This is a genomic window from Enterococcus sp. 4G2_DIV0659 (genome assembly GCF_002140715.2).
Classification (GTDB): Bacteria; Bacillota; Bacilli; order Lactobacillales; family Enterococcaceae; genus Enterococcus_L; species Enterococcus_L mansonii.
Genome location: NZ_NGLE02000001.1, coordinates 1,729,329 through 1,752,936 on the forward strand (window position 1 = coordinate 1,729,329; position 23,608 = coordinate 1,752,936).

The following is a 23,608-nucleotide window of genomic DNA, read 5'->3' on the forward strand; positions in this document are numbered from 1 at the left end:
AGGGAAACCAATGTCTGATTATTGTACAGCTTGTGGTGCTTTAAAAGAGTATGCACCGCATTTTGTTGCCAATGGGATTACAAACAAAGAGTGTCAAAGTCTCCAGAAGGATACAGGCTTAAACCCAGATTTAAAAGAGTTGCATACCAATTGTGAAGACCTCAATGATATGCTGGACTGTTTACTCAGCTCATTACAAGACAAATTACCAGCCTATAGTGTTTGTGAGTGGAAAGAGTACATGAAAGAAGTAACAAACAATCTATATACTCTCCAAAAAGCATTGATTTGCAGCGAATGCGGACAATGGGGGAAATTGCATGAAATAGAAGATTCAATCAATAAATTATGGGCAAAAATGGCAAAGGTGGAAGCGGCATTAGACGCTTTAGCTGCTCAAAAATGGGAAGTCGATGTTCGTCGCGTCGTTCAGGCAGAAGTCCCAGAGTTAAAGATTCATATTGATCGGTCAGGATATTTTGAATTTAACTGGACAGATTGGGACATGAATGGTTCTGTCATTACCAAGCCGATGGGTAGAGGGAAACTTACAGGTAGAATTAATTTTGGTATGACTCAGGAAAATGGTATGAATGCCAAATGGCAAGTTAGAAGTGTCACCTTAGATACTGTTTCTTACAACTCACTGAATGTTAGAAGCTTGGAGTTTATTATCAAGTTTTATGTACCAAAAATGACAGGAGGAACAGTATCGTACGAACGTCCGCATGATACTATGAAAAGCTTCACTGATAAAATCAATAAAACGATTCCTGTCAATTTGAAAGGAGTCTTAACTTCAGGACAGAATAGTGGCTGGTTGCAGATTTTTACGTTTAAGGATCAAGGGAAAGTACGGAGCAATATCGTGGATGGACAAGTACGTTTCACTAACAAACATTTAACGTCCGTTCCACCATATATTTAAGTAATTCAGAAAAGGAGAGGAAGACAATGGCTGAATATTGTGCAGCATGTGAGAATTTAAAAGAATATGCAGCGAATTTTATCATAAATGGCATTACAGAAAAAGAGTGTAATAGCTTGAAAAAAGACACAGGACTAAATCCGAATTTGGATGTTCTACATACCAATTGTGAAGATTTAAATGATCTTAATGACTGTCTAATCGGTGCTTTAAAAGAGACTTTGGCAGACCAAAGCGTATGTGATTGGAAAGAATTTATGGATCAATTAATGACTAATTTACAATTGATGAATAAAGCGATGGTTTGTAGCGACTGTGGGCAATGGTTGAAGATTCATGAATTAGAAGACTCAATCAATAAATTATGGAAAAAAATGGCAAAAGTAGAGGCAGCATTAGATGCGTTAGCGGCTCAAAACTGGGAAGTGAATGCACGTTATTTAATTGAATATTCAACACCAGAAATGAGCGTATCAATTGATCGAAGTACGGGAAATTTTGTATTTAATTGGACAGATTGGTTAAATAGCTCGTATACACAACGCTTAGGAAAAGGCCGCGTCACGGGTAAAGTTCATTTTGGCATGGGTCAAGAGAGTGGATTGAATGCGAAATGGCAAATTAGAAGTGTAACAATCAACACATGTAGTTATACCTCAAACCAAGTGAGTGATGTAAATACATTTGTTATTAATTTATATGTAAAAGATGATAGTGAAGCATTGATTTATCAGAAAACGCATAATACCATGAGTAGTTTTACAGACAATATCAATAAAACAGTCACTATTGGTATGAAAGGTGTACTTTCTACAGGAAGCAATAGTGGGTGGATTCAGTTTCTTGAAGTCTTTAATGATAGTGTATCAAGTTCGCTTGATGACCGCGCCAATGTTCAAATACAATTTGTCAATAATAACAAATCACCGCTTTCTCCATATATCTAAACTAAGTATGTAAGAAAAAATCGTTTTTGCTTGTTTTATACAGCAGAAGCGTTTTTTGTTAGATACACTACTTTTATCAAAAAATGGACTATAAAAGAATAAAGAATGACAGAAAAGAAAGGATGAAACAACATGACAGATTGCCAAGCGTGTGAAAAATTAAAAACAGACAACCCAGAATTTGTGTTGAATGGGATTACAGATAAGGAATGCAAAAGTTTACAGAAAAATACAGGATTAAATCCTAAATTACCTGTTTTGCATAAGAACTGTGAAGATTTAAATGATATGAATGATTGCTTATTAGGCTATTTAGGAGAAGAACTTCCAGCAGTGGATATGTGTGATATTAAAGACTTTATTCAGGATTTTCTAAATAATCAACGACTGATGAATAAAGCGTTGATTTGCTCAGATTGTGGGCAATGGGAGTTGATTGAAAAAATGCTGGATGCTTTATTGAAAATCATTGAGAAACTAAAAGAAATCGGCGTCTGGGAAGGCGGTCTTGAAGGCGGCTTTATTCCAGGAAAAGGGATCGCTGGCGGAAATATCAACTTATTTGGTGGTTCTCCTGATGGTGCTCATTATATCCGAACGAATAATAAATCTACAGAAAACGATTTAGCGGGCGGGATCAATGTAGCCTTGTTGAAACAATTGAAAGCAGAATTGAAGGAAGAACTAAAACAAGAATTAAAAGAGGGTGAATAAGGATGCCGAATAAAAATTATGCACCAATTCGTGGTAGTTGGGGACATGATCCTGGTGTTCCTGGAGACGTTTATCTTGCTGGAGCGCCAACCGCTGCAGCATTTAATGCAATGCCGGGAAATCCGCCTGGGTATCCAGCAGGGCTAGGGTATGGTAAAGGGGTAACAGCAGAAAATATAAACGGCAGTATCTACCGATTACGTTTGTCTCTGGTAGCCTATGGAACTTCAGCGGCAACAGGAAACTACACGCCCTATGTGTATGCTGGTAATTTAGCAACAGAATACGATTGGCAACTGATTGTTGCTAAAACTTCCGTCAATACAGAGAACCCTGAAAGTGCACCGTACACACATGCTTTTACAGAAACGTTAAAAAAGAAATACTACGGAACGCAGCCCTTATATGCATTGGGTGGATGGAACAATTCACATGCCCAAGATAGTTCAGGTGGGACTTGGTACAACGATGTAACAAAAAATACCTTTGATGCAACGGATATTACGTGGTTAAAAATAACGATTTATGGAGATGATACATTTCCACTAGCCTATAGCTACATTCGATTTGCAGATATTATTGATGATTATCGTCCAATGGCTATTAGAAAAAATGGTACATGGAAATCACTGGACAATAAAGGCGGTTTTTGGCAGATTCGCAAGTCAGGTAAATGGGTAGATGTTCCTAAAACACTTTTTAGCGATGATGGAAAACCGAACAAAAGTGCCAATCAAATCCGTAAAGGCGGAACATGGAAAGCGCAAAGTAAGATAGGAGGCTGAATAGATGTCAAGCAATGAAACAGCAATCAATTGGATGGATCAACGCAAAGGAAAAGTGACTTATAGTAGACCGGCAAGATTAGGTCCAAATAGTTATGACTGTAGTTCAGCCGTTTACTATGCCTTGATTGCCGCAGGTGTTTTTTCTGTCGGTACGATGGGCAATACGGACACTTTGTTTGGGCACTTAGAAAGTGCAGGCTGGCAGCAAGTCAGTAACCCTCAAAGAGGTGATGTGTTTATCTGGGGAATAAGAGGAGCTTCTGGCGGCGATGATGGTCACGCTGGAATATTTGTTGATAGTACTAGTATTATTCATTGTAATTTATTTGCAAATGGAATATCAGTCGATAATCATGCGTCCAGACGTAGCTATAATGGAAATCCGCCAGCTACGTTTTATCGTAATCCCAAAGGCTCTAGTGGCGGTTCTACTCCAGCACCAGAAATAACATCAGAGGAAGAGCGCAGAGCTTGGTCAATTGCTCAATTACTAAATAAATCTGGCTACAATATGAGTTCAATTGCAGGCTTACTGGGAAATATCGATGTTGAGACAGGTGGATCAATGAACCCTGATACTGATCAAATAGATGGTCCAGCCTATGGACTTGTTCAATGGGACGGCTCTGCGTATCCCTTGGTTGGTAGTCCAACATATAATGGACGAGAATATGTTCAGCGTTTACTTAGCCACGCAGGGATTAATGGCAATTATACAAGTGTGGAAGTGCAGACTCGTTTGATCGATTGGTGTATGTTCAACGGTCAATGGATCGGTGTAGTTGAACCTAAATCGGTAGAAGGATTTAAAAATGCTACAGATGTGGAACAAGCCACATTTGCTTTTGTCAAAAACTTTGAACGAGCAGGTACAGAGCATTTACAAAGGCGTTATGATGCTGCGAAACGTTGGCATACTTTTTTAAACAAATTACCTTCTGACTTAGGAGAATTAGAGACCTTTGAAACCATGACCAATGTTGGCTCTTTGGATTTCTTAGGAATTAAAAATGGAGAAATTCATGCCTCTGGTTGGCACTTTAGTTCTGATAAAGGCGACCAATATATTGCTTTTATCAATGCGGAGACGGATCAGGAACTTGGGCGTATCAAAGCTGCACCGATGGACCGGCCAGATGTTAAAGAAGCCTATCCAAAAGTAATCGGCGTTGAAAACGCTGGTTTTGACGTGAAACTAAAAGTAGCAAATGGAACAGCTGTTTACATCAAAGGAATACGTACGAATGGCTCAGCTATCGACGAACTAATTTTTGATAAAATCATCATCTTTGAACAAGCCTTTGATGTTGAAATCGATCCGTATGCTAAAAGCAATACTAAATTCTTTTTTGAGATTTTAGAAAATGGCAAGGTAATCAAACGAGGGACAAAGATCTTAAACACACTTAGCTGGAACAATGAGCTGATGTATGTACCAACGACTCAAATCGAGTTACCAATTGAATATACAGAATGGATCAAAGGTCGTGAGGAAATCAAGTTGTATATCAACCAAAAAGTTTTTCACGGTATTGTGACAGGGTATACGCTAGACAAAGATAATGAAACATTATCTGTTGAGTTAGCTCATGTAGTTTCTGAATGGGAATACCGTCAAATCTCCACTAATCTAGCGGCTAAAAATCGAACAATTAACGATATTTACAGCACACTCGATTTTCGCTATCCAGGCTGGAATGTGAATTATCTGCAAGATTCAGCCATGCGTGTGATCGATTATGTATACAGTCGACAAAACAAATTAGAAGGTTTAACGAAAACCTGTGAATTGACCCCAGATTTATTTTGGCGAGTAGGCTTTCATTTTGGTCGTGCTCTAGAAATTGGTTCTTTCGGAGAAAAAAAATCCTATATTTTTTCGACCAAACCTAGTAGCAAACAAAACATCCGTATCATCGCTGAGCCAACAATCAACCATAATTTTGATCATGTGGTGAACATTGCTACCGTTTATGGGGAAAAATCAGATTCTGGAATGTCCAGTATGAGTCTAAGAGAGATCTATGAAAATAAAGCAAGCCAAGATCCCAAATTTCCAGTTCTGATTTTAAGAAAAGGAATCAATAATGAGCGAGGGTACGATTATATCCAATTTTCAAAACTAGCACCCAATGGGAATATTGAATACTCTGTCATTGATACGGAAAGTATAGCACTGGAATCCGCTAAAGTAATTGAAGGGGCATTTTCATTCAATGATTTAGCGCCATTTAATACAAACGAAAAAGAAATCACCGATGAAGACCGAGCCAAAGCAGCTAAAACAGCTTATGATGCGGCTGTGAAAAAGTTGAAACAATCAAGACGTACGTATCAAATCGAATTGACGGTAGAAGAATTACCTGATGATATCAATGTAGGCGATAAAGTCCGTTTACTATATGACAATCAATTATTGGCAGTAGAAGAGTGTTCCAACTACATGAAAAAGATTCTTAAACTAGACGATTGGTTTTATATAACGAGTATCAATTACGCCATCGATCAAAACGGAGTTGAACAAAATAGTGTTGTGCTAGAGAAATTTTTAAAAGTAGACAGGGAGAGTGGGCAACAATGAAAATGACGTATGATTCAGCATTAAATAAAATGGCCGAACGAATCGCTGATCGAACAGTTGAAAGTAAGCAAGATCAACTTCAAAGAAGAAATCAAGTCGTTGATATTTATGGCATGGAATTTACACGGCAAGGTGATACGAATCATCCTGCTGTTTTTTATATCTCTGTTAGCCCAGACTTGATCTACTATGAACGATTTGAATTTAAAATTATTATTCAACCTTTTGCTATGCCGATTGGCGGTAATGGCTCAACTGGGATGACCTCAGTTCAAGTCAATGAGACGGGGTTAAACGTGAATCAAACAACAATCACCCCGAATCCGCATAAGCATACAACAGCCCCTCATAATCACTCATTAGATGCTGGCGTATCTTTATTTACGAGCAGTGTTTCTGATTTTGAAATTTGGATTGAAGGAATTGATGTGACGCCTTATTTGAAAGCTCAATATAATGGAGCGTGGATTGATGGTGAGGGTGTCTTTCCTATGAAGGGATTAGCCAACTACGATCTTCTTAAAGCAGCTGGATTGATGCCAAATTGGCAACAAGGAGCTATTCTTACGCCAGGTTATAAGAAAGTGGAATTGAAAGGGACAGGGGTATTCAACGCCACATTGGTTAATTATTTGAAATACTCTCATGTAAATAGGTGATGGAATGAATAAACATGATGAAAAAGCGCAAAAGATGAAAAACCATTTACTTAATCATCCGACAGACTATCAAACCGTCATTAGTCTGTTTAAAACAGAAAGTGACTCGATTGCATATGAAGAGCGAAAAAGAAAAAATCAACTGTTATCGGAAATCGCTAAATATAAGAAAGCTGGTGAGAAAAATGGAAAATAAACATTCAACAGATGGAATTGCAGAAGATCTGATTAGAAGTTTTGTTCAAGTTGCCAGTGCCGAAATGCACACCAAAACATTATTGGAAAAACGAGTATCAGAGTTAGAAAACGGTCTGATTGATCTTGAAACAGCGTTAGAAATGCAGTTGCAAAAAATCACCGATATGAAAGAAGAAATCACTGTTTTAGCTGAACTAAGGCGAGCGGATATGTTATACCTTTTTGAGCTATATGGCAGTCGTGGTGATAAAGAAAAGTGGTGTACAGTAAAACACTTAGCAATTGCCATGATGACCGCCTTTGAAGCTTGGCAAGCAAGTGAAAATGATGAGGCACTATTATCTACAGCTTTAACTAAAAATAAACTATTTATCAAAGCTTTAACTCAATTTTTAGGGGTTGAAGTAACAGAATGTGCTGCCTGTTTTGCAGACATTATCAAAGGAGGACAAAAAAAATGACTAAACCAAAAATTTGTAATGATGACGAGAAACAACCAGCAGTTCCAGAATTTTGTGGTTCTGGTGCTTGGGAAGTTCCCGTGAATCATTTATCAGAAATTAAACAGCCAAATCGTGATCATGCGTATATCTTGCCAGACGATTCTGTTTGGGTACTAGCCTACGATGGCAAACGATTTACCCCAATCAATAGCGGTGAGGGAGGAGGCAATACTCGACCAACACAACTCACTAACACAGATACGTATCTGGATGTCAGCGGAAACGGCACATATAATATTACAGCTAATTTGAATACGGAAAATGTTATCGAATTGGTCAAAGAAAAAATCGATATTCCGAATATTGTACTTGAAACAGTAGGAGTGGTGAAACCAGACGGAACGACAATTACAATGGATGAACACGGCGTGATAACGTCGGTATTTCCTGAACCACCTTCAGATGGATATGCCTATGCTCGTCAAGAGGGTAAATGGGTGAAGCATTTTGTCTATCCAAATGTATATTATGAGTTTGACAATTTGGCGGACAATCAATTGACTTTTAGCATTGCTGTAAAAGACGAAGTAGAAAATTATAACGTTTTATTCAATGAAGTAGAGGTGCCTTTATCGAAACGCTCGACATGCATTACAGGACAAGTTCAATTTGATCGAACCAGCACTCAAAGAGAGAAGACCGCGGTACAGTTTTACATGATAAAAGATGGAATAGAGGAACTATTTTATACGTTAGACCTTAAACCACTATTTAAGCTATTGAATACACATACTGGTGGAAGCTCTACGTATGTAGATAAATCAGAGGCTGTGACATTTGACGAGACGGAATATTTTTCTATTGAAAGCAAACAAATCATCAAACAAGATAAGACAGTGTTTTTTAACGTGAACTTAACTAGCGAACAAGCTTTTTCTTTTTCGAGAAATAAAAAAATTAAAATAGGAAAATTGTCAGATCCAGAATTGTTTCCAACATCTAGAATAGCAGTCAATATGGTTACTGAAAGCGAAAATACAGCCATTTACGCGAACACAGCATTGATTATTGAAACAAATGGAGACCTGATGTTAGTCAATACATCTGATGTTTCTATTGGTTCGGCATACAATTTCAAAGTAGGAAATGTTCATTTTATCAATATGACCTACGTTATTTTATAAAAAAACAAGGAAGATGGTGAGTTATGACATTTTTAGGATTTACGATAGCAGAACTTGCAGCATTATTTACCATAGCAGGTTCGTTCAGTGCTTGGATCATTTGGATCGCTAAAAAAGCCTATCAAGCAATCAAACATAATATCTCTGATCCGATCAAGCACAATCTTGATGGTTTATCTGAAGCGATCACAAGTTTATCGCAGAATGTAGCAGAAGAAACAAAATTGCTGCATGAACGCTATTCTAAAGTAGTCCATCGATTAGAGGATCATGAAGAAAAAATCGGAGAGATTGAAGATACAGTTATCAAGCATGATGAAAGAATTAAAACATTATTTAGAAAGGAGTAACAAATATGAAGCAAGCATCCGCAAATACAATCGCCAGAACGATTATTTTATTTCTGGCGTTATTTAATCAAATTTTAGCGATAACAGGAAAGGGCACACTTGATATTGTAGAAGATACTATTTATCAAGTGGTTTCTTTGATTTTTACAATCGTTTCAACAGGCATCACTTGGTGGAAAAATAACAGTTTTACACATGCTGCGATAAAAGCAGATGAAATCTTAGAGGAGTTGAAAAAAGATGGCGAATATAGAAAAAATGATTCAATGGATGAATGAGAAAAAAGGAAAAGTGACCTATTCAATGAACGCAAGGCTAGGTCCAAATAGCTATGATTGTTCCAGTGCAGTTTACTTTGCGTTGATTAATGGTGGGTTCTTACCAGCTCAGACAATGGGAAATACAGACACTCTTTTTGCGCATCTAGAACATGCCGGATGGAAACAAGTGCCAAAAGATGCAACAGGTAACTATCCAGCTAAAAGAGGAGATATTTTTATTTGGGGAAATCGAGGATCATCTGGTGGTGCAGCTGGGCACACAGGAATATTTTCGGACAATAACGATGCCATTATTCATTGTAATTATGGGCATAACGGTATAACCATTAATGATCATGACACAATCTGGTCGTTGAATGGCTGTCCTTGTCCTGCCATTACGATCTATCGTTATGGCGCTAGCAATCACTCAGAACCAAAGCCGCAACCACAACCGAGCCCATCAACGCCTTCAGCAGGATTGATTCCATTATCTGGCACGTTTTATCCAGATAGACAATTAGCCGTAAGCCGAGACACAAATCCCGATGACTATGCTAGTCCAGCGCTTGATTATTATCTTCCTGGAATGGCCATCCATTATGATTACTATATTCATAGCAATGGGTATGTTTGGATTAGTTATCTAGACTATGGATCGAATCGTCGCTATGTTGCAGTTGGCCCAGATGATGGAAAAGTAGATACTACTTGGGGAACTGGTTTTTTTAATTAATAAAAAAAATAGGTCTTAAGTCTGATTACAAAAATATTACAAAAGAATTACAATTGGTTTACAAAAAGAAATTTATAAAGAAAAAAACGTCATAGATAGTTTGTTTTAAATGAAAAATGAAAAGAATTTCAAATGATGAAAGAAGAAATAAATTGAAAAGAGTTGATTCGTTTATTTTTTTGGAGAAGTATTTATCGTTTATTAGATTACGGAAGAAATAAAATAAGATGGGGGATGATGAGATGTTCAAATATGTAAATGAATATATTGATTTTTCTGCTAAAGTCAATAACTATCTTTTGACACTGATGATGGAGAAGAAGATTAATTACGACGAATATAGTGATTCTTATATTTGGGATTTAATGAAGTCTCAAGGGGTGGGCATACGAGGTTTTTATTTTAAAGAAAAGATGAATGAACGAATTTCTGGGATGCTTATCCAAGACCAACAAGAAACAACAATTGTGTTTAATCAACGACTAGATGAGACAATGAGGCACTTTGTAGTTAGCCATGAAATTATTCACTATTTATTTCACAAAAACGAAAGAAATAATGTTTTTCTAGATACACAGAACCATTTGGAGCATTTCTATCAAAAAGAATTAAAAGAATTTCAAGCGAATATCGGAGCATCAGCTATCTTAGTACCTGATAATGTATTCATTCATTTTCTAAAAAATGGGTGGAATTTAGCGCAACTATCTAATCGTTTTAAGATTTCCGAACAGCACCTTTCCATTCGTTTAGTTCAAATGATGCAGGCGTTTTTAGGATTGTCTTTGATGGTGTCTGAAGCACTTGCGGAAGATATTCAGTATAATTTTTATGGGAAGGGAAAAATGAGAGCTAAATTACTGGCTTACGAACTAGAGTGTTATTTAAATAAAACGCTAGTTCAACGTTCTTAACGTATCTCAACTACTCAAAAAAACTGTAAGGCAGGATCGCTTATAAATGCGAATTCTACCTTACAGGATTATTTTTTAGACACGTTTAATACTCACCAGAAAACAATTCGTCCAATTGTTTTTGAACATCTTTATTTTCCAAGAATTCGTCATACGTTGTATCTGCACGATCCACAATTCCTTTATCAGAAACAGCAATAATGCGGTTTGCTAATGTTTGAATAAACTGATGGTCATGTGAAGCAAATAAAATTGCGCCAGTAAATGCCATTAGCCCATCATTTAAAGCAGTGATTGATTCTAGATCCAAGTGATTTGTTGGATCATCTAGAACTAGCACATTCGATTTAGACAACATTAATTTAGACAACATTACACGAACTTTTTCGCCCCCAGAAAGTACATTAACAGATTTTAAAACGTCCTCTCCAGAAAATAACATTCTTCCCAAGAATCCACGTAAAAAAGTATTGTCATCTTCTTCTTTACTTGCAAATTGACGCAACCAATCTAAAATCGTTAGATCAGTATCAAAATCTTTGCTGTTATCTTTCGGTAAATAAGCTTGAGTTGTTGTCACACCCCAACGAACGCTACCAGTATCAGGTGTGATTTCACCCATAATTACTTTGAATAAAGTAGTAGTAACAATATCATTATCTGCAATAAATGCGACTTTATCTACATTATTTAAAGAGAATGAAATGTTATCTAGAATTTTTTTACCATCAATCGTTACAGAGACATTTTCCACATGAAGTAAATCATTTCCGATTTCTCTTTCAGGAGTAAAGCCTACAAATGGATAACGACGTGATGAAGGTTGGATGTCATCTAAGGTAATTTTATCCAACATTTTTTTACGAGAAGTCGCTTGTTTAGATTTCGATGCATTGGCACTGAAACGAGCGATAAAGTCTTGTAATTCTTTGATTTGTTCTTCTTTTTTCGCATTGGCATTTGATTGTAATTTTGCCGCTAATTGGCTTGATTCCAACCAAAAATCATAGTTACCAACATAAAGTTTGATTTTACCGAAATCAAGATCGGCCATGTGCGTACATACTTTGTTTAAGAAATGACGGTCATGGGAAACGACGATAACAGTGTTTTCAAAGTTGATCAAGAATTCTTCCAACCAGTTGATTGAACGAGTATCTAAACCGTTGGTCGGCTCATCTAGTAGTAAAACGTCAGGCTTACCAAATAGTGATTGGGCAAGTAATACTTTGACTTTTTGACCAGCTGTTAGCTCGCTCATTTTTTGGTCGTGTAAACTTTCAGGAATATTTAATCCTTGTAGTAAAACAGCCGCTTCTGGTTCAGCTTCCCAACCATCTAACTCCGCAAATTCCCCTTCAAGTTCTGCCGCTTTGATCCCATCTTCATCAGTGAAATCTTCTTTCATGTAGATTGCGTCTTTTTCTTTCATTACTTCATACAAACGTTTGTGACCCATGATAACTGTTTCTAGAACAGTATTTTCTTCAAAGTCAAAGTGATTTTGTTTCAATGTTGCCATACGTTCATCTGGCCCTAATGTGATCGATCCAGTTGTTGGTTGAATTTCACCAGATAAAATTTTTAAAAATGTGGATTTACCAGCGCCGTTTGCACCGATTAAACCATAACAGTTGCCAGGTGTGAATTTAATATTTACATCATCAAAAAGTTTGCGGTCTGAAAATAGCAAACTTACATCATTTACAGTAATCAATTGTTTTCCTCACTTCATATAGAATAGTTAAACCTCTCTGCATTATAGCGAGGAAACCCATATTTTTCAAGGGATTTCAGACTTTTTCAGAAAAGATTGCTGTATATGTTTATTTCCATGAATCACAAAGTTGAACTTTCTGTCATCTAGAGAGTAAAAAATGACTAATAAGGGTACGTTCATATGATGAATTTACCTTATTAGTCTTGATATGTTTTTAACATCCTAGTTATTGAATAACACAACGTTTATACGAAAGCTTCAGCATCGATCCAGCCTAGTTCTTTTTCGTCAACTGTAGCGTAATACCAAGTTGCTTTTGTGCCTTTTAAATCAGTGATGGCTTCTTTCGTGATTAGGGCTATTTTTCCATTGTAAGCTTTTGCTGTACCAATATTGATAGCATCAGGTTCTATTGTATTCCAAGGCCCATTAGCGTAGATTCCATCAGTACGTTCATCTTGATTTATTTGTTTCGTAAAATTCGTTTCTGTTAAACTAATAATTGTGTTGTAAACATGATTAGCAAATGCATGTGAATCAATCCATCCGATTTCTTTACCATCGATACTAAAATAGTACCAGCCTACTCTTTGTCCAAGACAATCAGTGATGGCTTCTTTAGTTATTAAGGCAATTTTTTCGTGGAAGTCTTTTCCTGCATGAGTAAGGGTAACGTTAGATCCAGTATTCCAAGGACCTGCGGCGTAAATCCCATCATTGCGTTTTGATTGGTCAATTTTTTGAGTAAGAACAATAGCATTTTGACTAACGATAGTATTATAGTTTTTTGCATCAAAGGCAAGGCTGTCGATCCAGCCAATCTCTTTTCCGTTAATTTTAATGTAGTACCAAGTAACTTTCTGTCCAAGACAATCTGTAATTGCTTCTTGAGTCACTTGAGCTATTTTCCCATGAAAATCTTTTCCCATACCTATATTAACAACACCAGGGCTTGTGTTCCAAGGTCCATTAGCGTAAATGCCGTCATTTCTTGTACTTTGATTCAATTTTTTACCTACAAAGATAGTTTTTTGGCTAATGATAGTATTATAGTTTTTTGTATCAAATGCTTTAACATCGATCCACCCAAGGTTTTTCCCGTTTACTTTGATATGGTACCAATTTACTTTTTGTCCATAATAATCAGTCACCGCTTCTTGAGTCACTTGAGCCATCTGTCCATGAAAATCTTTTCCCATGCCTGTATTGACAACACTAGGACCTGTGTTCCAAGGACCTGCAGCGTAAATGCCGTCATTTCTTATACTTTGATTAAACTTTTTCCCCACAGAACGATTTTTTTTACTGATGATTGTACTATAAACTTTTTGCTGAAAGGCTCTGGAGTCTACCCAACCTAGATTCTTACCATTATAGTTAACATAGTACCAAGTTACGTTGTTATCGGTCACTGCTTCTTGAGTAACGCTAACGATTTTGTTGTGATAATTTTTCCCGTTGTCAGTTTTAACAATATTTGGCCCAGTATTCCAAGGTCCGGTAGCATAAATCCCATCATTACGTGTAGATTGGTCGAATAATTTTCCTAAAGAAACACCTTTTTTGCTAGTAATTTTGTTGTACACCTGAGTTGGTAGATCTTTAAAATGAATATAACCATCTACCGCATTCTTATCGATCCATCTTGTTGCGTAGTTTCCAGAACCAGCTGGATTATTGTACTCCTCAATAAGAACATTATTCCCACTAATTTCTGCCACCCATGCCACGTGAAATTTAGCATTCCACCAAGCTACAGAACCTACAGCTGGATTTTTATCTACTTTATATCCCATACTTTGGGCATTATTTCCCCATACATTTGCATTCCAATTGCTAGGCGGTCGTGTGATATTAAATTTATTCACAACACTTAACCGATTTGCTACAAAAGATGTACATTCCCGAGTGTACATGCCCCATGTATCAATTGCAGCATCAAGTGGTAAATTTTTCCACTTTGCTGGATAGTCATCTCCAATTTTTGCCATAATAATTTCCAACTTTCTTTTATTTAATTGTTTTGCAGCTGCTATACACAGTTTATCGAAATACGAGGGTCTCCACCTATCAATATTCAGTCATAAATCTGTTAATATTTATTCCATGTGAAACATTCTAATAAAAGGTTATTAGTGTACTTTTAAAACGATACACTGTATGATACACATAAAATTAGTGTATCGTTTTAATTGAGTTGAAAGGAGAGGTGATATGAAACGTATCGAACGTATTTTTCTTTATGTAAAAGATCAAACGGAAACATTGACTCCTAGCGATGTTTCTTTAGGAAGTGGTGTAACGACAGGAGATGTTTCAGAAGCCTTGAATATCCAAAGATCTAATGCTAGCAAAGATTTAAATCAACTTGTTAGGGAAGGCTTATTGGAGAAAACGGATGGGCGTCCAGTCAAATATGTAGATAAGGCGGTTTTTAAATACCGTCCGCTATCCAAACCTGTAAAAAGCTATCGTGAGCATAGCCTTGTTGAAAAGGTGAATCCTCATTCTGTACATAAACCTGCAAAAAAATTTGTTGGAGAAGATATTTTTAAAGGAATGATTGGCTCTACTGGGAGCATGAGAACGCCTGTAGAACAAGCCAAAGCGGCAATCTTGTATCCGCCCAAAGGATTGAATTGTTTAATTACAGGAGCCACTGGATCAGGGAAGACTTATTTTGCTCATGCCATGTTTCAGTTTGCCTTATTGAACCATGTAATCGACTCAGATAAAAAGCTTGTTGTCTTTAATTGTGCAGACTATGCGCATAATCCTGAATTACTAATGTCACATCTATTTGGTTATGCAGAAGGGGCTTTTACAGGAGCAAATAAAGCAAAAGAAGGAATCATTCATGAAGCAGATGGTAGTATTTTATTTTTAGATGAGGTTCATCGCTTACCGCCAGAAGGGCAGGAAATGATTTTTTATTTTATGGATCATGGCACGTATTCAAGACTAGGTGAAAGTGTGAAAAACCGGCGGGCAGATGTGCGAATCATTTGTGCGACAACCGAAAATCCTACGTCATCTTTATTGAATACATTTGTTAGAAGGATTCCGATTATTATCCAGCTACCCAATTTTATCGATCGACCAGCAAAAGAAAAAATTGATTTACTTAGAGTGATGATTTCAATGGAGGCATCACGTATTCAACGGAAAATTTCTTTATCTGAAGATGTAGTAAAAGCGTTGATTGGCAGTGTTTCATATGGAAATGTGGGACAATTAAAGTCAAATGTCCAATTAGTGACGGCAAGAGGTTTTTTGAATCATATGGAACAGGAAGAGTTGACGATCACCATTGACGAACTAACTGACAGCATCAAAGAAGGCATGATGCAACTAGCAAGTAATCGTGAAGCACTAGCTGAATTATCCAAATATTTGGAGCCGCAAATGATTGTTACGCCTAATGAGTCATTAGTAACCATACAGTCTGACTCCTATGAATTGCCTTATAATTTATATGAAATCATTGGAGATAAAGCAGCGTTATTAAAAGAAGATGGTCTAGAACAAGAAGTCATTAATAACTTTATTACGACAGATATCAACGTTCACTTAAAATCGTTTTATAAAGACCACGGTTTTACGTTTGATACTGAAAATAAACTGGCAGAAATCGTCGATCAGCGAATTATTGATGTCACTAAAGAAATCTATCACTTTGCTAGGCAAAAGCTAAACTACAATTTTCAACCTAACTTTATTTATGCGATGAGCTTACACATTAGTTCGTTTTTGAAACGAATTCAAAATGGCGAAGAGCGCCAACACAAGCTGAATGAAAACATTCGGAATATGGTGTTGGACTATCCAATGGAATTTGAAACAGCGCAAGAAATCAAACGAATTATTGAAATTAATTATCAAATGAACATCCCTGAATTTGAAACGTATTATTTAGCCGTTCTTTTGATTTCGTTAAGAGAAAATAAAGATGCAGGACGGATCGGAATTGTTGTTGCTGCCCATGGAAAAAGTACGGCAACAAGCATGGTTCAAGTTGTTTCGCAACTATTGAATGTTGATAATTTACGAGCGGTTGATATGCCATTAGAAATGCAACCCAAAGAAGCATTGAGGCAAATTATTACGGTCGTACAAGAGGTAAATGAAGATAGTGGCGTGATTTTACTAGTAGATATGGGTTCTTTAGCCACATTTTCAGATGAAATCAAGAGACAAACTGGGATCGAAGTGCGTACGGTGGATATGGTTACAACACCTATCGTTTTAGAAACCGCAAGAAAAACAACGTTGATTGATACACAGCTGGATACGTTATACGATTCATTAAAAAATTTCCAAGGGTATGCAGATATTCAACAGGAAAAAGAAATCGATCCTTTAGCTTCATGGAAAAAGCCTGTAATTGTTGCTATTTGTGCATCAGGGGAAGGAACAGCTCAACGAATGAAAGAAATGATTGAAGCATCTATTCTGCCTCAATCGGAGTTAGAGCTAGCAGTCTTGCCAATAGCGATTATCGATATGAAAGAACAATTGCTAAACATTCAAGAAGAATATCGTGTAATTGCTGTTACCGGGATTACTAATCCGAAAATTGAAGCGCCGTTTATTCCTATGGAAACCTTCTTTTCAGGTGAAGCAGAAGCTGTTATTGAGCAATTATTGACAGAAAGTGATTGCTATGTAAAAACCAAAGAAATGGATGAACAAGTGGCTAAAACGCTGTGTATTGATTATATGGAGCAAAGTTTTACCTTTATCAATCCTAAAAAAATAATTGAGCCTCTTTGGGAATTTACAGATATTATCAAAACAGAACTTGATTTACAGGTAGATTATACTTTTTATGTTAATTTAGTAATGCATTTGGCGGGGGCATTAGAACGTGTGTTGCGTGACGGTCCGCTGTCAGTGACAGAAGGGGAGCTAAAACAAATTATGGCTGACCCTAATTATGAGGTTGTGATGAAAGCAAATCTTTATTTAAAACAAACCTTTAGATTAGAATTGCCAATAGAAGAAGTCTATTACATTATTTTATTAATTCAAAATACACAATTGAATCAAACACAAAATACAGAAAATACACTAGGGGGAATACACAAAGAGGATACACTGTTTTAGTGTATCCTCTTTGTGCGTTTTCTTAAAGAAACCGTTGTTAATTCCTCTTTATATACAATACACTAAAGTTGGCACGAAACTTGCTTTAATTAAATAGATTGGTGAGCAAAATGTCTCTATTTATGGGAGTAGACATTATTTTGGCAATAAATGATCGAACATAGTATTTTAGATAGTAAAGAATGCAAGGACTACACTGCGTACTATCAGCTAATCACAAGAGTAAGAAGGAGAGCAATACATGATGGATATCCGTTTAGTACGAATCGATGATCGTTTGATTCATGGGCAAGTTGCGACAGTCTGGACGAAAAGTACCAATGTAAATCGAATCTTAGTTATTAGTGATGCTGTAGCACATGATACATTAAGAAAAGCACTCCTCGTTCAAGCAGCTCCGCCAGGGGTAAAAGTCAACGTGATCACGGTTGAGAAAATGATTGAGGTCTTTAGTGATGAACGATTTGATAATCTAAAGGTCATGTTATTGTTTACAAATCCAGAAGATGTCAAACGAGTGGTAGAAGGCAAAGTTGTGATCGATTCTGTCAATATTGGTGGAATGAGTTTTACAGGTGGTAAACGTATGATTACCAATGCGGTTGCTGTTGATAAGCAAGATATTGAAGCATTTAAGTATTTAAGTGACCAAGGAATCAAATTAGAAATCCGAAAAGTGGTCGCTGATAGTCAAGTTGATTTGATGGAACTGCTGAAAAAAGATCAGCTAGTATGATGGTTCTTTTCAGCTTCTATATAGATGAAGTTGCAGACGATCAATTGTTGAAACGTAGATGCATGAGAATTGAAAGGGGTGGTCAACGAACGATATTTAAATAGAAACGATTATAAAAATGTTATCAAAAATCATCTTGTTAGATAAAAAGAGGTATAAAAGCAAGCAGTATAACGCATTTGTTCTATTTATATTTTTCTAAAGCCGCTTTTGTATCAACAAATTGACAGATGAGGGTAATGATAAAGGATTTGAAAAAAATACAGGAGGTATCAAATTATGGTAGGAATTATTCTTGCTAGCCATGGGGAATTTGCTCAGGGCATTTTACAATCCGGTTCCATGATTTTTGGCGAACAGGAAAAGGTACAAGCAGTTGTATTAATGCCTAGTGAAGGCCCAGATGATTTAAAGGCAAAATTAAAAGCAGCAATCGCAACATTTGATGAGGAAGATGAAGTGCTATTTTTAGTCGACCTATGGGGAGGCACACCATTTAACCAAGCAAACAGTCTTTTTGAAGAACATAAAGACAAGTGGGCAATTGTTAGTGGTTTGAACTTACCAATGTTGATCGAAGCCTATGCTTCACGTTTTTCAATGAATTCTGCACAAGAAATTGCTGCACATGTTCTTGAAACGGCTAAAGAAGGCGTACGCATCAGACCAGAAGAATTAGAACCGAAAGAAGCGCCTAAAGCGGCAGTAGCAGACGCCCAGCCAAAAGGTGCACTACCTGAGGGTACGGTTGTCGGTGATGGCAAAATCAAATTCGTTTTGGCACGTGTAGATTCTCGTCTATTGCATGGTCAAGTAGCTACAGCTTGGACAAAGTCAGTTTTACCAAACCGTATTATTGTTGTGTCAGATGCAGTATCAAAAGACGAACTTCGTAAAAAATTGATCGAACAAGCGGCGCCTCCTGGGGTTAAAGCGAATGTTATTCCAATCAGTAAAATGATCGAAGTGTCTAAAGATCCACGTTTTGGTAACACCAAAGCCTTATTGCTATTTGAAAATCCAGAAGATGTGGTAAAAGTAGTCGAAGCAGGCGTAGATATCAAAGAAGTCAATGTGGGTTCTATGGCTCATTCAGTAGGAAAAGTGGTAGTAAGCAAAGTGTTGTCGATGGGACAAGAAGATGTAGAAGCTTTTGAAAAACTGGAAGACTTGGGCGTTAAATTTGACGTTCGTAAAGTACCAAATGACTCTAGCGCCAACATGGATGAAATCCTTAAAAAAGCAAAACATGAGTTAGCGCAAGCACACTCAAAATAATCCAAAAATTGAAATGAAAATAGGAGGCTTATCATGTCTATTATAACAATTATTCTAGTAATTTTAGTTGCCTTTCTAGCTGGTATGGAAGGAATTCTAGATGAATTCCAGTTCCATCAACCGTTAGTGGCGTGTACCTTAATCGGTTTAGTAACAGGGAATTTAGAAGCAGGTATTGTTCTTGGCGGAACATTACAAATGATCGCACTTGGTTGGGCAAACATCGGAGCCGCAGTCGCACCGGATGCGGCATTAGCATCGGTTGCATCAGCAATTATTTTAGTATTAGGCGGACAAGGTGTTAAAGGTGTTCCATCAGCAATCGCAATTGCTGTACCTCTTGCAGTAGCAGGTCTTTTCTTAACAATGATCGTTCGTACACTTGCTGTACCAATCGTTCATATGATGGATGCAGCAGCTGAAAAAGGCGATATCAGAAAAATCGAAATGTTACACATTTTAGCAGTATGTATGCAAGGGATTCGTATTGCAATTCCAGCAGCAGCGCTATTATTCATTCCAGCTGAAACGGTTCAATCTGCATTAGAATCAATGCCAGCATGGTTGACAGAAGGTATGGCCATCGGTGGTGGTATGGTCGTAGCTGTTGGTTACGCATTAGTAATCAATATGATGGCAACAAAAGAAGTATGGCCATTCTTTATCATCGGATTCGTTGTAGCAGCAATTTCTCAATTAACATTGATCGCACTTGGTGCTTTAGGTGTAGCTTTAGCCTTGATTTACTTGAACCTTTCTAAAATGGGCGGTTCTTCAAATGGTGGCGGCGGAAGCAATACTGGTGACCCACTAGGCGATATCTTAAATGATTATTAATCCTGAAGGAGGAGAGAAAAGACATGGCAGAAAAAATTGAATTATCCAAAAAAGATCGTTTAGCCGTTGCATGGCGCTCTACATTCATTCAGGGCTCTTGGAACTACGAACGTATGCAAAATGGTGGTTGGGCATTTTCAATGATCCCAGCAATCCGTAAATTATATAAAACAAAAGAAGATCAATCAGCAGCATTAAAACGTCACTTAGAGTTCTTTAACACGCACCCATACATTGCTTCACCGATTCTAGGTGTAACTTTAGCACTAGAAGAAGAACGTGCCAATGGCGCACCTGTTGATGATGTCGCAATTCAAGGGGTAAAAGTTGGGATGATGGGTCCTTTAGCAGGTGTTGGTGATCCAGTATTCTGGTTTACGATTCGTCCGATGTTAGGTGCATTAGGTGCTTCACTTGCAATTGGCGGAAACATTCTTGGTCCAATCATTTTCTTCCTAGCGTGGAATCTGATTCGTTGGTCATTTATGTGGTATACACAAGAATTCGGTTATAAAGCTGGTTCTAAGATCACAGAAGACCTTTCTGGCGGTTTATTGCAAGATGTTACAAAAGGTGCTTCGATCCTCGGGATGTTCGTGCTGGCAGCTTTAGTACAGCGGTGGGTATCGATCAAGTTTATACCAATCGTTTCTACGGTTAAACTAGACAAAGGTGCTTATGTAGAATGGGATAAACTTCCAATCAATGGCGAAGGGTTACAGAAAGCTTTTGAAGAAGTTGGCTCAGGTAAGGCACTTTCAGCAATGAAAGTAACGACTTTACAAAATAACTTGGATCAATTGATTCCTGGTTTAGCAGCGTTATTACTGACATTCTTATGTATGTGGTTATTGAAGAAAAAAGTTTCTCCAATCGTGATCATTCTTGGTTTGTTCGTAGTCGGTGTGGTAGGTCACGTAGTGGGATTACTATAATCTATCTATGCGTTTTATACTTGGGATAAGGCCATTCGGTTTTGTCCCAAGTTTCATTTACATAGCTTAATTCAATAAAAACACATATAATAGAAAATAGAAATTATGGAAGAAATGGAGTAGATAAAATGGTTCAATCTCTGAATACAAAAGTAGATTTCATAACGGATGCTACTGCATTTACGGGACTTACAGATTATGGAAAGATTATGATTGGGGATAAAGGGTTTGAATTTTATAACTCTCGTGATAGCCGAAAATTTGTTCAAATTCCGTGGGAAGAAGTTGATTATGTCATTGCTTCAGTGATGTTTAAAGGAAAATGGATTCCGCGATATGCTATACAGACGAAGAAAAATGGTACCTTTACTTTTTCCTCTAAACAACCTAAAAAAGTGCTTAGAGAAATACAGACATATGTAGCACCAGATCATATGGTACAGTCGTTAGGATTTTTTGATGTAATTAAACGTGCATTTTTATCAATAGGTAAAAAGAAATAGTGAGTGAGATTGGGGCGAAGGTATTTATCTCAATCCCACTCGTTTTTTGTACATATATAAAACGTTTGTTATTTTTTAAGTCATTTTTTTTGACCCTGTCATTTTTTAGGAGTACCATAAATATGTAGATGAAAATAGATAGGAAAGAAGATGTAGTAGTTATGAATGAAACTAGAAGAAATGGTGTGGATTGGGGTTCTTTAATTCTAGGGATTCTCTTTGTATTAACAGCACTTGTATCATTTCAAGATCCAGCGGGAAATTTAGTTGCGATTGTAATGGTCTTTGCCGTATTTGCGATTTTGAAAGGAATATTTGAAATTCTCGTTCGTAATAGAATGAAAGAATTGACTGGTTACAAAGCGTATGGACCAATTATTTTAGGTGTGATTGATATCATCATTGGTATCTATTTCTTCTTTAATTTAAATGTTGGTGTAGCAGCGTTGCCATTTATTTTTGCGATTTGGTTTATTTTAGATTCAATATTTGGACTGTTTGCTTTGGATTTAGCAAAATCAGTTAGTACAGGGTATTTTTGGTTTACGCTGATTGTTGATGTATTAGGGATTATTTTAGGTATAATGCTATTGATGAATCCTCTATCTTCTGCTCTAACATTAAGTTTTTTAGTTGGTTTTTATTTCATGTTATTTGGGATTACACATATTGTCTATGCATTTAGATGAGGTAAAGAAGAAAAGTAATTTGAAATCTGTGTAAGAATGTTTTTTTGGTAAAAAAGCTAACGGAAAACCACCTAAGAACAAAGGCAAAAGTGCCTTTGTTTCTTAGGTGGTTTTTTTATAGATAAAAATTTAATAGTATCTACGACGGTTTGATGGACCAGAAATTACACGTACTAACCAAACAGCGATGGCTAAAGGAATCATGATTTTGACTGCAAACCATAATAAACTACCTAAAAGTCCAAGTACAATACTCAAAATAATACTTCCTGCAAAAAATAACCCGATGACCATTAATATATTCATTACCATTGATCGTTGTCTCATTAATAAAACCTCCATTTTTTCTCTCGTTCTCTATGAATAAAGTATAGCAAGAAACTAGTTTTGGGGAATCCACCTTTAGGCTGATTTTCACTCCATCTTAAGGCTGGGCGTATTCATTGCAAATAGCTAAAAAGAACGTAAAATAAAAAAGAGGAGTTGAGCAAGTATGTCAAAATCAAGAATTGAAGCTTTTACCGATGCGGTGATTGCAATCGTGATGACTATCTTAGTATTAGAATTACGTCAGCCGACAACAGATACTTTAGCCGGTTTGGTAGGTGTTGAACGTAAATTATTTATCTATATAGTAAGTTTTGTGATGTTAGCAATTTATTGGAACAATCATCATCATATGTTTCAATTGGTTCATAAAATCAACGGACGTGTTTTGTGGGCCAATAATTTGTTTATCTTTACCCTAACACTTGTACCGTTTGCCACAGCATGGGTGGGAGATTTCATCCATAGTCTTGTGCCTCAGATTATCTATGGGCTCGTGACACTTTTAGCGAATATTTCTTATTTGATACTGACAAAAGAGTTGATTCGAGCGAACGGTGAAGACTCTAAACTGCGTGAATTGTTTCAGCGTTATAAAAAATCATATATAACTATTTTTTTGAACATCTTGGGGATATTATTGGGTGTTTTGATCCATCCTTATTGTGTATTGATTATAAATATCGGTATTTTAATTATGTGGATTATTCCTGATCGAAGAATTGAAAAACAATACAAAGAGTAATTCGCCTATTTTGAATGTAGTGAATAAGAC

24 protein-coding genes are annotated in these 23,608 nt (G+C 36.7%); 21 read left to right on the plus strand and 3 right to left on the minus strand.

The genetic code is table 11. The features are described 5' to 3' along the window. Positions 1-10 precede the first annotated feature (10 nt). The 13 genes from A5880_RS07950 to A5880_RS08010 all read left to right on the plus strand — a co-directional run bounded on the left by A5880_RS07950 (position 11) and on the right by A5880_RS08010 (position 10,702). Positions 11-928, plus strand: coding sequence for a hypothetical protein (locus A5880_RS07950; protein ID WP_086330443.1), 918 nt, complete (start codon positions 11-13; stop codon positions 926-928). 26 nt (positions 929-954) lie between these two features. Further along, positions 955-1,875 (plus strand): hypothetical protein, encoded by a 921-nt coding sequence (locus A5880_RS07955; RefSeq protein ID WP_086330444.1) that lies wholly within the window; start codon positions 955-957, stop codon positions 1,873-1,875. Positions 1,876-2,007: 132 nt separating this feature from the next. After that, positions 2,008-2,589: a hypothetical protein gene (locus tag A5880_RS07960; protein WP_086330445.1), complete on the plus strand. Its 582-nt coding sequence runs from the start codon at positions 2,008-2,010 to the stop codon at positions 2,587-2,589. Positions 2,590-2,591: 2 nt separating this feature from the next. Then, on the plus strand, positions 2,592-3,374 hold the full coding sequence (locus A5880_RS07965) for a hypothetical protein (RefSeq protein ID WP_086330446.1): 783 nt from the start codon (positions 2,592-2,594) through the stop codon (positions 3,372-3,374). Positions 3,375-3,378: 4 nt separating this feature from the next. After that, complete coding sequence (locus tag A5880_RS07970) at positions 3,379-5,958, plus strand: phage tail tip lysozyme (protein ID WP_086330447.1); 2,580 nt, start codon at positions 3,379-3,381, stop codon at positions 5,956-5,958. Further along, the gene (locus A5880_RS07975; protein WP_256924808.1) at positions 5,955-6,617 is read left to right on the plus strand and encodes a hypothetical protein; all 663 of its coding nucleotides are present in this window, start codon (positions 5,955-5,957) and stop codon (positions 6,615-6,617) included. Before A5880_RS07970 ends, A5880_RS07975 begins: the two co-directional genes overlap by 4 nt. Before the next feature lie 4 nt (positions 6,618-6,621). Further along, positions 6,622-6,813: a hypothetical protein gene (locus A5880_RS07980; RefSeq protein ID WP_086330448.1), complete on the plus strand. Its 192-nt coding sequence runs from the start codon at positions 6,622-6,624 to the stop codon at positions 6,811-6,813. Further along, on the plus strand, positions 6,803-7,276 hold the full coding sequence (locus tag A5880_RS07985; RefSeq protein WP_086330449.1) for a hypothetical protein: 474 nt from the start codon (positions 6,803-6,805) through the stop codon (positions 7,274-7,276). Before A5880_RS07980 ends, A5880_RS07985 begins: the two co-directional genes overlap by 11 nt. Beyond that, a complete protein-coding gene (locus A5880_RS07990) occupies positions 7,273-8,442 on the plus strand; it encodes a hypothetical protein (RefSeq protein WP_086330450.1) in 1,170 nt (389 codons plus the stop codon). Before A5880_RS07985 ends, A5880_RS07990 begins: the two co-directional genes overlap by 4 nt. Before the next feature lie 23 nt (positions 8,443-8,465). Next, positions 8,466-8,792: a hypothetical protein gene (locus A5880_RS07995; RefSeq protein ID WP_086330451.1), complete on the plus strand. Its 327-nt coding sequence runs from the start codon at positions 8,466-8,468 to the stop codon at positions 8,790-8,792. Positions 8,793-8,797: 5 nt separating this feature from the next. After that, the gene (locus tag A5880_RS08000; RefSeq protein WP_086330452.1) at positions 8,798-9,070 is read left to right on the plus strand and encodes a phage holin; all 273 of its coding nucleotides are present in this window, start codon (positions 8,798-8,800) and stop codon (positions 9,068-9,070) included. Next, positions 9,033-9,788: a peptidoglycan amidohydrolase family protein gene (locus tag A5880_RS08005; protein WP_086330453.1), complete on the plus strand. Its 756-nt coding sequence runs from the start codon at positions 9,033-9,035 to the stop codon at positions 9,786-9,788. Before A5880_RS08000 ends, A5880_RS08005 begins: the two co-directional genes overlap by 38 nt. A gap of 242 nt (positions 9,789-10,030) precedes the next feature. Further along, positions 10,031-10,702, plus strand: a complete 672-nt coding sequence (locus A5880_RS08010) for an ImmA/IrrE family metallo-endopeptidase (protein WP_086330454.1) — start codon at positions 10,031-10,033, stop codon at positions 10,700-10,702. 85 nt (positions 10,703-10,787) lie between these two features. On the opposite strand, the gene A5880_RS08015 is transcribed toward A5880_RS08010, so the two are convergent. Together A5880_RS08015 and A5880_RS08020 are read right to left on the minus strand one after the other, a co-directional pair. Then, positions 10,788-12,419, minus strand: a complete 1,632-nt coding sequence (locus tag A5880_RS08015) for an ABC-F family ATP-binding cassette domain-containing protein (protein WP_086330455.1) — start codon at positions 12,417-12,419, stop codon at positions 10,788-10,790. A 248-nt stretch (positions 12,420-12,667) separates the two neighbouring features. Next, on the minus strand, positions 12,668-14,413 hold the full coding sequence (locus A5880_RS08020) for a GW dipeptide domain-containing protein (RefSeq protein WP_086330456.1): 1,746 nt from the start codon (positions 14,411-14,413) through the stop codon (positions 12,668-12,670). Between the two features lie 223 nt (positions 14,414-14,636). On the opposite strand from A5880_RS08020, the gene A5880_RS08025 reads away from it, so the two are divergent. The 7 genes from A5880_RS08025 (at position 14,637) to A5880_RS08055 (ending at position 22,506) form a co-directional block, all read left to right on the plus strand. Next, complete coding sequence (locus A5880_RS08025) at positions 14,637-17,528, plus strand: sigma-54-dependent transcriptional regulator (RefSeq protein ID WP_086330457.1); 2,892 nt, start codon at positions 14,637-14,639, stop codon at positions 17,526-17,528. A gap of 241 nt (positions 17,529-17,769) precedes the next feature. After that, positions 17,770-18,264 (plus strand): mannose/fructose/sorbose PTS transporter subunit IIB, encoded by a 495-nt coding sequence (locus A5880_RS08030; RefSeq protein ID WP_086330458.1) that lies wholly within the window; start codon positions 17,770-17,772, stop codon positions 18,262-18,264. 279 nt (positions 18,265-18,543) lie between these two features. Next, positions 18,544-19,542 carry a mannose/fructose/sorbose PTS transporter subunit IIB gene (locus A5880_RS08035; protein ID WP_086330459.1) on the plus strand — a complete coding sequence of 333 codons (999 nt, stop codon included), beginning with the start codon at positions 18,544-18,546 and terminating at the stop codon, positions 19,540-19,542. A gap of 33 nt (positions 19,543-19,575) precedes the next feature. Further along, positions 19,576-20,379: a PTS mannose/fructose/sorbose transporter subunit IIC gene (locus A5880_RS08040; protein ID WP_086330460.1), complete on the plus strand. Its 804-nt coding sequence runs from the start codon at positions 19,576-19,578 to the stop codon at positions 20,377-20,379. A gap of 23 nt (positions 20,380-20,402) precedes the next feature. Next, entirely contained in the window at positions 20,403-21,314 is a 912-nt protein-coding gene (locus A5880_RS08045; RefSeq protein WP_086330461.1) for a PTS system mannose/fructose/sorbose family transporter subunit IID, read from the plus strand. 128 nt (positions 21,315-21,442) lie between these two features. Further along, entirely contained in the window at positions 21,443-21,817 is a 375-nt protein-coding gene (locus A5880_RS08050) for a DUF956 family protein (RefSeq protein WP_086330462.1), read from the plus strand. Positions 21,818-21,978: 161 nt separating this feature from the next. Continuing rightward, on the plus strand, positions 21,979-22,506 hold the full coding sequence (locus A5880_RS08055; protein WP_086330876.1) for an HdeD family acid-resistance protein: 528 nt from the start codon (positions 21,979-21,981) through the stop codon (positions 22,504-22,506). A 129-nt stretch (positions 22,507-22,635) separates the two neighbouring features. Here A5880_RS08055 and A5880_RS08060 read toward each other — a convergent pair whose 3' ends face one another. Beyond that, positions 22,636-22,833, minus strand: a complete 198-nt coding sequence (locus A5880_RS08060) for a hypothetical protein (protein WP_086330463.1) — start codon at positions 22,831-22,833, stop codon at positions 22,636-22,638. A 166-nt stretch (positions 22,834-22,999) separates the two neighbouring features. Here A5880_RS08060 and A5880_RS08065 point away from each other — a divergent pair, with 166 nt between their 5' ends. Then, positions 23,000-23,578: a TMEM175 family protein gene (locus A5880_RS08065; RefSeq protein WP_086330464.1), complete on the plus strand. Its 579-nt coding sequence runs from the start codon at positions 23,000-23,002 to the stop codon at positions 23,576-23,578. Positions 23,579-23,608: the final 30 nt, after the last annotated feature.

Excerpts from the sequence above, each read along its gene's own strand:
- A5880_RS08060 (WP_086330463.1), bottom strand. The coding sequence starts at position 22,833 with ATGAGACAACGATCAATGGTAATGAATATATTAATGGTCATCGGGTTA.
- A5880_RS07970 (WP_086330447.1), top strand. The coding sequence starts at position 3,379 with ATGTCAAGCAATGAAACAGCAATCAATTGGATGGATCAACGCAAAGGA.
- A5880_RS08040 (WP_086330460.1), top strand. The coding sequence starts at position 19,576 with ATGTCTATTATAACAATTATTCTAGTAATTTTAGTTGCCTTTCTAGCT.
- A5880_RS07985 (WP_086330449.1), top strand. The coding sequence starts at position 6,803 with ATGGAAAATAAACATTCAACAGATGGAATTGCAGAAGATCTGATTAGA.
- A5880_RS07995 (WP_086330451.1), top strand. The coding sequence starts at position 8,466 with ATGACATTTTTAGGATTTACGATAGCAGAACTTGCAGCATTATTTACC.
- A5880_RS08050 (WP_086330462.1), top strand. The coding sequence starts at position 21,443 with ATGGTTCAATCTCTGAATACAAAAGTAGATTTCATAACGGATGCTACT.
- A5880_RS08005 (WP_086330453.1), top strand. The coding sequence starts at position 9,033 with ATGGCGAATATAGAAAAAATGATTCAATGGATGAATGAGAAAAAAGGA.
- A5880_RS07950 (WP_086330443.1), top strand. The coding sequence starts at position 11 with ATGTCTGATTATTGTACAGCTTGTGGTGCTTTAAAAGAGTATGCACCG.
- A5880_RS08055 (WP_086330876.1), top strand. The coding sequence starts at position 21,979 with ATGAATGAAACTAGAAGAAATGGTGTGGATTGGGGTTCTTTAATTCTA.
- A5880_RS07975 (WP_256924808.1), top strand. The coding sequence starts at position 5,955 with ATGAAAATGACGTATGATTCAGCATTAAATAAAATGGCCGAACGAATC.
- A5880_RS07965 (WP_086330446.1), top strand. The coding sequence starts at position 2,592 with ATGCCGAATAAAAATTATGCACCAATTCGTGGTAGTTGGGGACATGAT.
- A5880_RS08020 (WP_086330456.1), bottom strand. The coding sequence starts at position 14,413 with ATGGCAAAAATTGGAGATGACTATCCAGCAAAGTGGAAAAATTTACCA.
- A5880_RS08065 (WP_086330464.1), top strand. The coding sequence starts at position 23,000 with ATGTCAAAATCAAGAATTGAAGCTTTTACCGATGCGGTGATTGCAATC.
- A5880_RS07980 (WP_086330448.1), top strand. The coding sequence starts at position 6,622 with ATGAATAAACATGATGAAAAAGCGCAAAAGATGAAAAACCATTTACTT.
- A5880_RS08025 (WP_086330457.1), top strand. The coding sequence starts at position 14,637 with ATGAAACGTATCGAACGTATTTTTCTTTATGTAAAAGATCAAACGGAA.
- A5880_RS08010 (WP_086330454.1), top strand. The coding sequence starts at position 10,031 with ATGTTCAAATATGTAAATGAATATATTGATTTTTCTGCTAAAGTCAAT.
- A5880_RS08030 (WP_086330458.1), top strand. The coding sequence starts at position 17,770 with ATGATGGATATCCGTTTAGTACGAATCGATGATCGTTTGATTCATGGG.
- A5880_RS07990 (WP_086330450.1), top strand. The coding sequence starts at position 7,273 with ATGACTAAACCAAAAATTTGTAATGATGACGAGAAACAACCAGCAGTT.
- A5880_RS08035 (WP_086330459.1), top strand. The coding sequence starts at position 18,544 with ATGGTAGGAATTATTCTTGCTAGCCATGGGGAATTTGCTCAGGGCATT.
- A5880_RS08045 (WP_086330461.1), top strand. The coding sequence starts at position 20,403 with ATGGCAGAAAAAATTGAATTATCCAAAAAAGATCGTTTAGCCGTTGCA.
- A5880_RS07960 (WP_086330445.1), top strand. The coding sequence starts at position 2,008 with ATGACAGATTGCCAAGCGTGTGAAAAATTAAAAACAGACAACCCAGAA.
- A5880_RS07955 (WP_086330444.1), top strand. The coding sequence starts at position 955 with ATGGCTGAATATTGTGCAGCATGTGAGAATTTAAAAGAATATGCAGCG.
- A5880_RS08000 (WP_086330452.1), top strand. The coding sequence starts at position 8,798 with ATGAAGCAAGCATCCGCAAATACAATCGCCAGAACGATTATTTTATTT.